This window comes from Fodinibius sp. Rm-B-1B1-1 (assembly GCF_038594945.1).
Classification (GTDB): Bacteria; Bacteroidota; Rhodothermia; order Balneolales; family Balneolaceae; genus Fodinibius; species Fodinibius alkaliphilus.
On sequence record NZ_JBCFYD010000002.1, the window covers coordinates 294266 to 306853 of the forward strand.

Sequence of the window (12588 nt, forward strand, 5' to 3'; positions counted from 1 at the left end):
TTAATTTCGTTGTTCTACCAGTATAACAATAGGTCGGCTGACTGTAGCTATTTGAGATAGCTTTTGCTGTAATTGTTGTGCTTCTGTCCAGCTGCTAACATTCTGGAAAACAATTTTATTTTCTTTGGGTTGGGCTAAGTTTGTATCTGTATTTCTGTCTTGGATAGACGAGATGAAGGCTTGTTCTGAATCTTTTGTAACTCCACGAACTTCAACTTGATAAGTAAATTCTATAGCACGGCTTGGAGTTTGACCTGTATTCGGTAGAGGATGGTTGAATACATTTATGAAAGCATCATAAAAGGGGGATTGGGTATTACGAATTGCAGCTAATTGTTTCCGAAGCTCTTGTTGGTTATTAGCATGTTGATCTATATAAACTTCGTGTAGTTGTTTTTCTTCGTCAAAGGTAACAGATACATTGCGGTGCAGGGTTACTTGGGCTTGGTCTGCAAAGAGTTGGGCAGATTGTTTGTTACTAAAAGCTCCAATCTGGATTCGTTGTTCTTCATTTATAAAAGCCTTGTCAAAGGTATATTGTGATCGGATTGAGGAAAGTATCCTGCTACGTTGCGCCTCTGATTCAAATTTTTGATTTAGATAAACTTTATGAAGGTCAAGTTTACTATTATATGTTACAGCTGTCTCTTGCTGAAGTTTTTTGGCAGAGTTTTGGGCAAACTCTTCAGCTCGTTCTTTAGTGCTAAAAGCCCCAATTTGAATAAATTTACCTTGAACATTATTGGAGGTTTTATCTCCATTACTAAGGACTACTAAGGCTGCTTGTTTATATTGGCTGTTATGATACGATAATATTGTTTCTACAGCTTGATTTCGACTTTGAAGAGGAACACTTCTAATTCCATAAAGTTTGGTATTGGTATTATAAATTACTGAAAATGCCCCTCCCAATTGTTGAGCTGCTTCTAATGCAATACGCTTAGCCTTCTTTTCTGTTTTAAAGCTGGCAAGTTGAATTTGATAATAGCGTTTTTGATCTGATAGCTCATTCTTCGATACTTCTATTGCAGACGTATCTTGGGTACTTATGGGGTCTTGGGTCTCAAGAGAGTCATCATTGGATTGTAAAACAAAATTTAACCCTTCAATAAAATCTCCCTCTGCTAAAGATTCTACCTCAATGCTCATGGTATCAGGCTTGGATTCAACCTGTAGAAAGTCCAGTTGATTGGGATCTACATAGAGGTGGTATCGTCCGGGTGGAACTTCATAGGTATAAAAGGACCCGTCAGAAAAAGTACGAATCTCTTCACTGAATGGTTCCCGTTTAGAATCATTTTTATAATTTGATTCCAGATATAATCGAACGCCGCTTAAGCCCTCAAGCTTATCATTACGTTTTCTATCAACCCGACCGGAAATAACACCTGATAGATAGAAAGGAATCTCTATCGTCTTAAATTGGTTGGGATCGGTAATAATAGAAAAATTTTCGACATTGGGAACTAACAGCGGATTGCTCAAAGCCCCTTTATTGATCTCAAGATCATACCGATAATAGGGTAGGAGTTGTGAAATATAATTGATGTTGTTTTTGACTTGCGTACGGCCGCCTGCCCGATTCATACGAACAGCAGGATCAGTAATGACTTCATCAGTACTATCCTGGAAGGTGCCGTCATTATTATTATCCACGAAAAGTCGTACTGCTGCTCCGGCTTGACCAACTTGCTGGCGGTTTGTCATCAAGAGCTGATCACCGTAAGGGTCGTATCCTATAGAACCCCTGATACTCTGGTTTATTGTTACACTTGAGCCTGTTGTGCGGGCTGAGGTATTGCTGCGTACTTTATTAAAGTCAACGGTAATGTTTAGGCTGAGCGAGTTAAATCCGCCAAGAAAATTACGCCCGTAGGTTAATTGTAATCTCCCTGTTTGGAAAAGGTCACGAGATAACTGAAATTCCATTTCCTCCAATTCTTGTAACCCTGGCAGGTACGAAAGTTGTCCACGGATAAACATACCTCGTAAGAGGGCTGGTATATCGTTGAAACGGCCCATTGAGTAGGTGTAGGAGTTTGTAATGCGAGAGGATGAGGTTGTTTCCCAATTGAGACTACCGGATTGTTGATCCTGATATCCTATACGGACGTTTAACCGTCCAATTCTGCTGTTTAAGTCAGCCCGGTACCTATAGATGCTGTTGGTACCGCTTTGCTGATAGTTTGTTGACCAACGCAGATTTAAAGGGACATTCCCGATTTGGAAAGGAGTGAAAAGAGTAATTCGACCTAAGTGATCACTTCCACCGATATTATACAACCTGCTATCTCCGGGATTATAATCATAGGATAGACTCCAGCTGGCCCCACTGCTATAGACTACGCTTGACGATAGCCTGTAAAAATTTTCTGAGTTTGCACTGGCACTAATCAAATATTTTGAAAAAAGTCGGGCGTTTAATGTCCCGGTGAATGAGGGGACCTTCTCATGGTATTCTGTAAGATATTCTGATGATCCCTGGGCTGTTAACCAATTGGTAATACCCGTTGAAAGGCTTGCCTCACCGATATATCCTCGTTTACTTGATCCCAAAATAGGATTTTCTAATTGGCCTGCACTGATGTTGTAGTCAACCTGCCCGGGCGGGAGATAATCGAAAGGCACTTGGATTCTGTTGTTTCGTTCCAGGTTTCGACCTGATGGGGTAAAAACACGCACCGAATAATTGGTACTTCCATATGTAAGGGGAACTAAGAATCGATAATTACCTGATTCGTCTGCTTCTTGGTAGTCAACTAATCTATTATTGAGATATAGCTCTACTTCGGATTGAGCAGGGACGTTGCCCTCTATAGGATAACGGTCGAACAGGCGGCGTGGCTCTACTGGTTTATTGGATATTTTAACTCCAGTGATGGCTCGACTGCTGATTCCTTCCGAATTTGTTTGCCCGGCAATAGCGCTGCTAAAATACCTGTTATCTCGTTGGACATAACGCCACCGAAGCCCTTGAGTAGTGAGTTCAGATTGTTGGTTTGAGAATACACCGAATATATTACCCTGAACATCGCCAGCCAAGACTTCGGCTCCCAAACTGTTACTAAAAGTAAATAGTTTAGAGTTCGTGGAATAGACCCCCGATAGATTGTAGTCCAAAAAGGCACCATTGAGAGTTTGGTAGTTGCGATCATACTGAAGAGGATAATAACTGCGATCGAAGAGGGGCTGATCGCGATTTAGCCGTTGACGTTCCTGCTCTCGTTCATATTGGGCAATGACTGGCATTTTATCATTTGTTGCCAGATCAAGAGTTAGGTTATTAAAATTAGTAGAAAATTCCAGTTCAAAAAGCTGGTCAAAAACTTCTGGTCTTAAAAAATAATCAATCTCCTTAATAAGAAAATCTTCGGCTTGCAGATTGATTTTAGTATTTCCAGCTTGAGCAATCTGCTTAGAGAAATCCAGCATATATTCGTCTTCACCAAGATATAGTCCGGAAATAGAAAGGTTGCCTTGGTCAATTGTATGGTCTATTTGCAGTAATGAGAAGAGCTCGCTAACGGGAAGATAAAATTGCTCGTCTTTATAGTAAGCTGTAACGTAATTACTTACAACCCCTCGATACTGGAAGGTGAGATATACTTCAGTACCCTCGTTTTCATCACTTTGTTGGGCTTGGGCCACCGATGCAAGGGCAAACAGCAGCCAAACTGTTGCCAAATAGGCAGATATTTTAGTCGGTAGCCATCGGTTGATCACTCAATCGTGATTTGTTTTTTGAATGAAACAGGTTGAATTTGCAAGAGGTGGTCTTGACTAATGTCGCGTCGTTGTGAAACGATTTTACCACTAATGGTATATTGACCAGGATCTAACTCTGAAAGATCCATATTGAAAGATCGTGTGATAGTGGTATAAACCGAATTTGTGGTTGTAGTTTCCCAAATTTTTTCTCCAGTATCATCCGTCACTTGCAGGCTAATAGATCCTACAAAAGGCGCATTGCCTAATTGTTTCATACTTACTGCAATTTGTCCGGTGTCGTCTTCGCGGTCAAAATCTACTGATGAAACTTCGACTCCCGTTTGGGCATCTTGTGTACGATAGTGTGCCGCTATTACCTGGTTCACAACTAAATTAATTTGAGCACCAACTTCTCCCTCTTCAACCGACTCGATTGGGGGAGATACTGGGTTTGACCGAATTTTCACACGTGACCAGTAGCCACCAGGATCCAGGTTATTAGGCGGACGTGAGACAAAGCGAACGGTTTGACGCTGATTGGGTTGTAGAGTAAAATTCTGGGGGAATATTTTGACCCAGTCTGCAATAGACTTTTTTTCTGCCATTACTGAATCATTAACGACAGTAAGGTTTCCATCTTGTGTTGTTGGATAACCAAATTCAGTGCTTATGGAAATTTCCTGAGCTTGCTGCCCACCATTACTGATGGTAAGTGAACCAAAACGATTTTGATTGTCAAAGAATAGAGAAGTAGGGGCAATACTAACCTGTGCTATGGATTGTGAAGCAAAGATCAGACAAAAAAAGGAAATAAAAAATATTGTAGCTTTTTTAATGTCGGCAGATACGAATAATGTCATGATTGATAATATTTGATCCCGATAAGTCAGCTACAATATATAGAAAGTTAATTTGTATAAAAAAAGCCCCAGATAATTAAATCTGGAGCTTTTGTGAATCAAGCTTGAATTTAAAGGTCATAAGAAATAGTAACAGCCACGTCTCCATCACCAAAGCCAGAGGTATAAGTGTCTGCTGGTAAATCACCAGTTGTGCTCTTACCTGTTAATTGTCCGCCAAAAATTAGAGTGGTAAGTCCACTCCCGTCAAGAGTAACATTTCCAGCAGTTCCATTATTACTTGATATATCAGTACCACCACCTGATGTGACGTTACCACCAACGGATCCTACTTCAATTGTCCATTCTATTGTTTCTGGATTTCCATCTCTACCTAAATTTGTTGTATTGCTACCTCCATTCCATTCTACGGTAACACTTTGGTCAGGTTCTCCACTTGTTACATGAACATAACCTAATTGACCAGCCCCATCGGTATTTGAGGTATTACCATTTGTTACATCTAAAGTTGGAGTACTTGCCAGAGAAGGATCTATATTTCCAAAATTAACATCTTGAGCCACGTCTGTTGCAATATTAGTAATTACTTGAGCTGTAGCTGAAATATTTTCAGATTGTCCCAAAGCACTTCCGCTAAATGCCAAAACGAAAGCTAAAACCGAAAGAATAGAGATTGACCGTTTCATAGATAGTATTGTTTTGTTGTGAATAATAACCGTGTAGTTTCTTTGTTTCACCTCAAAATTAACGAGATTCTAAGAGGCTTAAAATTAAGTTCTATTAATTAAGAGCCTTTTAATCTGCATTAACGAGCGTTAATGTTGAGGGGTATTTTTATCCCGTATTTTGAAATAGAGTAATTCGATAGATGATTAATTACACAAATAAAATAGCCGTAATAAGCTTTCTAAAAGCCGCTTTAAACTAAAGGATAGGCGGAGCTTCACAAATTATAAATCATTAATATTTTGCAGGATGAATTAAAATTCATCTGAAAGAGGATTTGGTATTATGGTGGCTAAGAATTTCCCTAAATGTATTCTACACTTAATACAATTTGATTGGAATACGTACCATCGGGAACGTCGTTTATATCAATAGTACCATACATAAAAATGTAGATAGCGTTCCAGGGGCCAGGTCCTGGATTGGGTTCTACCTTGATATTGCTGACTGCTTCGGGGAGGGGAAAAGAATCTTCATGATTTTGCATAGAAAATCCATATCGTGCAAATAATTCTAAAGGAATAGTTTCTTCTATGGCAGGGTTATCATGGTTCAAGAGGGTGGGCTTATCTAAGGTGACTAATAATAATTGATTTTCGAGGGCTGTAATACTAAAAATCCCCATATTAACACTGCCAAATTCAATCATGCGTCGACCACTGTTGGTGCTAAGCGTACCAAAGTTTAGGGATTGTTCGGTTTGGGCGGTAATTTCAGCATCAATATCTAATCGAAGGTCAATAAACTGGGCTGATGTTTTATTTGCTTGTAACAAGCAAAGCAGGAGTGCCAGGCCAAATATTTTTAAGGTTAAAGCTTGGGATATGTTGTTGTCATCAATCATAGCTCACGGTGACTGTGATATTTCCGGTATAGCTGTCAGCAGAAGTGCCTTCAGGCACAGTTATATCTCCATATAAATACAAGTAAAAGGTTTCATAAAGTGGATTCGAATAATCAGTTCTGGGATCTAAATCAGTGGCATTAGTGGGTGGTGTGGGGGGCGGGTTAGGTGGTTGGCTTTGTCGCTCAAGAATGGGAGTACGAATGTTAAAAGCATCATTCATTACATTGATATACTTGAGAGGAATGCTGGCAGGATCTTTGACATCCCCCAACTGATTGCTATAGGCTGCTTTGAGGGTAAAGTCAATGGCATCGCCCGTATTATTTCCAATCATATTATCATCAGCAGTTACATCAACGTAAATATCGAGGTACTTAACTCCCACAATTTCTATGATGGTAAAATTACCTTCGTGGATGTCGAGTGAGTATGTGCTGCCATCAGCAATAATGGGGCCTACTTGATTAAAGTTTAAATCTTGTGGGCTGTTAATGATTTCTAACCCGTAGTCGGCATAAGCGCTGAAATTGATTTGCTGGGCCTGTGCCGAGACCGTAAATAAAAAGCATGTTAATATGGAAAAGAGAAATTTCATAGCCATTAGATATATTCAATATCTACTGTAAATTCGCCTTCGTAATTTCCGGGAGTTGCAGTAGATATATCTACGTTACCCCCAATCCATAAATAAAATTGTCCCTGCTCGTTAAATTCAAAATCACGATTTTCTCTATTGAGCAGTTCAGCCGTTGATTGATCGTCCTCTGTGTTACCCGCAATTTGGTAATTAAATATGAGGGTTTCTGAGCCCTGACGTCGGGTTAACTCACGTTGCTCAAGGTAGCTAATACGTATGTCTGAATTAGGCGTGCCAATGGCAATCATCTTGCCGGCATTTGAACTATTTTGCGGATCAATAGTGATGCGATCATTGTCATTTTCAGCTTGAGACAGGTTCATTGATTGGATGGTGATCATTTCGATACTGCTAATGACTTGGGCAGATACGTTGATCGAAACCTCTGAATTTGAATTGTTATTTTGTGATAGGGCTAAACTTGGCAGAAACAGGAAAAGCCATAACAATCCCCAAAGTAGAAAATGTAAATGTTTGTTCATGATATTAAGCCGCTGAGCCGTTTTACAAATTTATTATCCAAACGCAGATAACATGTATTTCTCTGAAACTGTATCCAAAAATAAAAAATGCAGAGGAGAGGTACCCTCTGCATTAGTAAATCTTAAGCTAAATAAGTGGATTCTAAATGTGTTTCTATCTTAAAAAATTTTATCAATTATACATACTGACAAGTTTTGTTTCACTCCCACTTGTCTGAAGTTTTTCGTTAACATTATTTAGGGCATCACTACTATAACGAATATCGGGATTTCCACTATAAACCCCTTCTGGATCCTCCTCTACATCAATACTGGAATTATCCGCAAAGATTACTGATCCATAAATTTGGGGCGATCCACTTAATTTCAAATTTCCCTTGATAATAATTAGTCCATAGTAACTCATGTCTCCTGTTAGTTGAAGCGATCCGCCCGCTTCAACAATCAGAATGCCAGCACCTTCTGCACTACTACCATAACTTTCGTTACCACTTACTGTTATAATTTTTGGTGATGATCTGGAACCCAGATCACCATTGTATGGTTCAGCAGAAGGCACGTATTTATTTGCAATTTCGTCATTCCAAACTTGTCCATCTAATTCAGGATCTTCATTATATCTGGGTGACCCTTCGATATAATCGCCTCCTACTTCATTACTATTTCCGCTGAAATTAAAGGTTTCACCCTCACTATTTATTCCAGTTACACCAGATTTATAACTATCTTGGTCCCCATTAGGGGCACTTGCATCCATATCATAATTTCTGCCATCTATCTGAGGAGGATTTCCATTGATTTGGACCTGCGTACCATCGCCATAGACCCCCATAGCACCAGGTATTTGAGATAAGTCAATGGCTTCTCCGGTGGATACTGTTGCAAATATCTTATTGCTTGTATTATTTACTGTTGCAGTTACAGTTAGTTTAATATTGTTAGAACTTGGGATGTCAGACCAAAAATATTCAATGGTACCACCATCTATTGTTTTGGTTATTTTGCTATTTTTTTCCCAGCTGGGATTCTCACTTAGTTCATTAATCCCAAATTCAATACCTGTGCGAGTCATATTTTGGGTCATAGCCTGTTCTGCGGTATTAACTGATTGCTTGGTCATAGCCTTGCGCTGACTGGTCATTCCCATAAACGTATATCCCAAGGCTACAAGTAAGCCCATTACGATAATTAACATTGGTCTGCCCATGATAGTGTACCTCTATAAACTTAAGTTGATTGGTCTAAACTCTCTATTCCAGTTTGTTTTGATATAATCAGGATCAGATGAACCCATTCCACCTATTTGCTCAGGACTTCGTACAGTTATTGATATATCAATAAAACGAATACTATTTCGTTTGCTCTGGTCATTTCCCTCCAGTTTAGAGATAGTGCTGATACCAATAATATCTCTATTGTTATCGAGGTACGCCATGTTGAAGTCAGTAATACTCCAATTAAAGGTGGTTTCATCCCCATTCAGGGTTCGAATCAGTCGATTGTTTGATGCGTCGTGTTTCCATTGGATTACATCCTGTGTTCCATCGTTATTAATATCCGTTTTAAATTCGATAAATCCTTCCCGGGCATCGGTAATGGGATCATCATATGGACCGCCTTGACTGTAAGCAATATTTGAAATGTCTTTTTCTAAAACTTCTGCAATAGTTCCCGCTCGTTGTTGTATCATTTGCCGCATCGTCAATGTGGTAGAGCTCTGAGAAACATTCATATTCATGCTCAGGATACTCAGCAATAAAATACCTGCAATAATAAAGCTTGTTGTTAGACCGAGATTCATGTTGTTACCCTCTGTTATTGTTAATAATAACGGCGTAAGTACGGTATTTTAATTTCAATATAATCTCCGTTTCCATCTTTCAGATAGTCACTGGTTATTGTAACTACCATTTTTTTGAATTCGGTATAAGGAGTTCCGGTTGTTCCAGATGCCATATCATAATTAGGGGAGTTTACATACTTCACATCTATATTGACTTGAAAAGCTCCATCACCAGAACCCGGTTCCCAATCTACAGATTCTGACCATGTGTGATAGTCATCAAAGTCATTGAAACTTTCTGGTGAACTCTCACCAGTACCTGGCCCACAAGCTGAAAATCCTTCTGGTACTTGCGAAGGTGTACCTGATGCAGTATTAGCATCAAAGGGAAGGGCGCGTGCCCTGTCGATGTAACTTTGAGCAATAGTGATAGCTCTCTTTTCTGCTTCACTTTCAACTACATGCTGACTGTTAAGAAATATCAGTTTATTTGAGGTCAGCAGAATAAGGGAAAACAGCACCATTGCTGCCATTGTTTGTAACACTTCACTGTATCCAACCATAGCCAATCGTATTAATAGTGATTTATAATAGGATCATTGTACGGAAAAGAACACGTTGAACAATTATCCACTTGTAATATTATAATATCTGCAAATGAGATGTGATTAAATTTCATTAATGATAACAGTATGTTAACGTATTGACTTATAGACGATTAAGGATATTCTACGTCTTTATCTACAAGAGGAGGGAATAGAGCTGATGTTACGGATTAATAATTATGATGGATGTAGAATATTAGATTTTAATAATAGCTTATTTTCACCATGCAAAACTATTGAAGTATAAAGCATCCAGCTCCCGATCTCCTGATTGTAGTTGAATTTGACGAGACATTTGCTCAGTTATTTTCTTGGATGGGGTAGCAATTATATAATTAAATTGTAGGGTTTGGCCGATTGCTGATGATGGAAAGTTGACAGTCGCTTCAAAAACACTATCGGTGGGAGCCTTATCTTCTAAATAAACTTTTCTTGAATTCGTCAAAGGAAATATATTTCCCTTTACGTATATTTTGTCTCTTTTAGGCACAAAAATACTGTCTTTGAGCTGTGGTTCTAAGTTCACTTGAAAGGTAACTTTGTTTTGTGCTTTAGCATCAACTGTTATCAGAATAAATAAAAACAGGATTAATGCTGAAGTTCTAGATATTATTTTCTGTGAAAAAGATTTAAACATATTTTCGAGGTATTTCATAACATTTCTACAGGTTTTTCTTTCCAATATACTTCTGAAAAAACACTGACTCGGGGATAGAAAGGAGGATTAATTTGCATCAATCGGCTATCATATGAATACGATTTGCTAAACCCCGATTGAATTTCGCCATTTCCAAATGTACCAACAGGTCCGCGTTCTTTCTGTTGTAATCCCCCAACAAGTTTCAACGTACCTCTTGAATCACCAAAGCGATAGTTTTCAACCTTGAATGATTTATCAAGAGTCATGATTGAACCATGAATTTCTAAATCTTTTGACCCGGTATCTTTATGGGCATCTTTATCTATAATAACTTCTTTTTCACTAACCAGCCCTAATAGATCTGATGCATTAGTATTTTTAGTCGGGTCAGTGGAATAGGTTAAGTCACCCGTAATTTCAATATCGTCCTCTGAATGTAACGTTATTTGGCCCTTAAGTTTTCCCTTTGTATAAATCTTTTGAGAAGATGAAATAACCCCATTGTAGTTATCGAGGTCATATGTTATAGTATTTCCCCAACTATTTCCCTGACGTTCAGAAATTGCTGCAGTCCCATTATTTTTGAATTCAACAAAAATTTCTCCACTAAAACTAAGACCTCCGTTTTGAGCTTCACTCTTTAATTCGTTCAGTTGACTTGCATCTGGCATCTCGATTTCATGCGAATCAAAATTGGCCCCGCCATTAAATTGCGGGTCGTTTTGATATCCCGAATGCCCTTGCCAGTTGTTGGGACTTGAAACAAAACCTTCAAAAACAGGAGAGCCAGCAATTTTTAATTGGCCGTTGGTATGAACAGGACCTTCCATAACATCACCGTCAAAAAAGTAAATATTGGAGGGTTCATGGTCAGTAAAATAGGTATACCTTGAAAATGAGTTTTTAGTAACAGCAACTTCAGTAATAGCCTCGGCCTGTTTGTTTTTAGCAGTGCTTACAAGTAGGGCAGTATATTGATCCCAGTTTTCTATGTTGTGGTTTGGCGGTATGTCTGGGTTATTTTTGTTATAGTCCTCATAGTCAAAAATTTCTAACGTTACTTCAGCACCCATAAAATCATTAGATGAGAATCCTTCATCCCAATTCTGATTGTTTTCAAGCTCACGTATTCCGTATTCCATAGCACTGTTTGCAACATTTTGTGCATCTGCTTCTTGATGATAATTGACAGTTCTTTCAGGGAAAAGCACCAGCCGGTTAGTTATAGATTTTTGAATCATACCTACAATAATAACAAGGCCACCAACAAGAATTAACAATCCGCGTCCCATAGTGTCTTAGGTTATTTGTTTAGATTTTCTACTTGCAGATTATTAGGAACAATCAGTTTTTCCCACGCGGCTTTGGTATAGTACGTTTGCCCACCGTTCTTCGATACCGGTTCAGGGGATTCGCATATAACTTTAATTCGCAGACTTTTTATTTCATTTTTATCTGTGGTAACTGTAGTTCCCTGGATATCGCTGTATCCAGTAATTGAAAAGTCTACAACTTGAAACCGCGATGGTTTTGACCCACCAGAAGTATCAATAGGCCCATTTCTTTGAAGGATACGATCTGAAGGGTTTGAGGTACTCTTTACTTGTACATTCTCCTTAAAATGCCATATCACTTCTGCTGTCCCTTCATCGTAGACATCAGCACTGAAGTTGATAAAATGGGGAGGGTTAAAAGCCTTTATTTTACTGTTCTTTCCAAGACCTATCCGACTGAAATCATGTGCCACAATTTTCCGAATGGTCTCAATATGTGATTGGTCATTGAGGTCCATTGTAATTTCTGCGGAATTTTTCAGCATACTGTTATTTAATTGAAGCATTGCCAACAGAAGCAATCCGCCAATAATAAAGCTTGTGGTGATTCCTAAATTCATATAGTAAGCCTGTTTTAGTTAAAACTCTTAATAAAACCCAGTTCTATGTTGCGGTTTCCTTTATTATTATTGCTGTTGTTTTTTAAAAATTTATTAGATACCCGAACCGATACCTTTTTATTTTTAATATTGGAATTCGGAATTGTGATATCAGCAATATCTATGTTGACGTTATAAAAAAGAGTATCATTGCCAACCGTTAGTGGTACTTTTTGGGGAAACTTATTGAGATGGTCATTTAAAGCTGATTCTGATTTTATCCATTTTATTTGGTCTATTTCATTTTGAGCAATAGATACTGCATGGTATTCAATTTCTGCATTTATCTGTACTTGATTATTCATCTGAAACATTCTACTGGCTTGTAGTGATAGGAGCGAAAACACTATCATAGCACCCATTAAGT

The 12588-nt window shown here is 38.5% G+C and carries 13 protein-coding genes; all 13 read right to left on the bottom strand.

From position 1 onward, the window contains the following. Positions 1 to 3723 carry an SPOR domain-containing protein gene (locus AAFH98_RS08590; RefSeq protein WP_342522293.1) on the bottom strand — a complete coding sequence of 1241 codons (3723 nt, stop codon included), beginning with the start codon at positions 3721 to 3723 and terminating at the stop codon, positions 1 to 3. Further along, positions 3720 to 4568: a fimbrial biogenesis chaperone gene (locus AAFH98_RS08595; protein ID WP_342522294.1), complete on the bottom strand. Its 849-nt coding sequence runs from the start codon at positions 4566 to 4568 to the stop codon at positions 3720 to 3722. Before AAFH98_RS08595 ends, AAFH98_RS08590 begins: the two co-directional genes overlap by 4 nt. Before the next feature lie 110 nt (positions 4569 to 4678). Then, on the bottom strand, positions 4679 to 5254 hold the full coding sequence (locus AAFH98_RS08600; protein WP_342522295.1) for a hypothetical protein: 576 nt from the start codon (positions 5252 to 5254) through the stop codon (positions 4679 to 4681). A 344-nt stretch (positions 5255 to 5598) separates the two neighbouring features. Continuing rightward, positions 5599 to 6138 carry a hypothetical protein gene (locus AAFH98_RS08605; RefSeq protein ID WP_342522296.1) on the bottom strand — a complete coding sequence of 180 codons (540 nt, stop codon included), beginning with the start codon at positions 6136 to 6138 and terminating at the stop codon, positions 5599 to 5601. Continuing rightward, the gene (locus AAFH98_RS08610) at positions 6131 to 6736 is read right to left on the bottom strand and encodes a hypothetical protein (protein ID WP_342522297.1); all 606 of its coding nucleotides are present in this window, start codon (positions 6734 to 6736) and stop codon (positions 6131 to 6133) included. The genes AAFH98_RS08605 and AAFH98_RS08610 overlap by 8 nt, the downstream gene beginning before the upstream one ends. A gap of 5 nt (positions 6737 to 6741) precedes the next feature. Beyond that, on the bottom strand, positions 6742 to 7260 hold the full coding sequence (locus AAFH98_RS08615) for a DUF4402 domain-containing protein (protein ID WP_342522298.1): 519 nt from the start codon (positions 7258 to 7260) through the stop codon (positions 6742 to 6744). 172 nt (positions 7261 to 7432) lie between these two features. Further along, positions 7433 to 8455, bottom strand: a complete 1023-nt coding sequence (locus AAFH98_RS08620) for a hypothetical protein (protein WP_342522299.1) — start codon at positions 8453 to 8455, stop codon at positions 7433 to 7435. 24 nt (positions 8456 to 8479) lie between these two features. After that, positions 8480 to 9061 carry a hypothetical protein gene (locus AAFH98_RS08625; protein ID WP_342522300.1) on the bottom strand — a complete coding sequence of 194 codons (582 nt, stop codon included), beginning with the start codon at positions 9059 to 9061 and terminating at the stop codon, positions 8480 to 8482. 20 nt (positions 9062 to 9081) lie between these two features. After that, positions 9082 to 9606, bottom strand: coding sequence for a type IV pilus modification PilV family protein (locus tag AAFH98_RS08630; protein WP_342522301.1), 525 nt, complete (start codon positions 9604 to 9606; stop codon positions 9082 to 9084). 262 nt (positions 9607 to 9868) lie between these two features. Beyond that, the gene (locus AAFH98_RS08635) at positions 9869 to 10303 is read right to left on the bottom strand and encodes a hypothetical protein (RefSeq protein WP_342522302.1); all 435 of its coding nucleotides are present in this window, start codon (positions 10301 to 10303) and stop codon (positions 9869 to 9871) included. Next, the gene (locus AAFH98_RS08640; RefSeq protein WP_342522303.1) at positions 10300 to 11580 is read right to left on the bottom strand and encodes a DUF4900 domain-containing protein; all 1281 of its coding nucleotides are present in this window, start codon (positions 11578 to 11580) and stop codon (positions 10300 to 10302) included. Before AAFH98_RS08640 ends, AAFH98_RS08635 begins: the two co-directional genes overlap by 4 nt. Before the next feature lie 11 nt (positions 11581 to 11591). Next, complete coding sequence (locus AAFH98_RS08645) at positions 11592 to 12182, bottom strand: hypothetical protein (protein ID WP_342522304.1); 591 nt, start codon at positions 12180 to 12182, stop codon at positions 11592 to 11594. Positions 12183 to 12196: 14 nt separating this feature from the next. After that, on the bottom strand, positions 12197 to 12526 hold the full coding sequence (locus AAFH98_RS08650; RefSeq protein WP_342522305.1) for a hypothetical protein: 330 nt from the start codon (positions 12524 to 12526) through the stop codon (positions 12197 to 12199). Between the last annotated feature and the right edge of the window lie 62 nt (positions 12527 to 12588).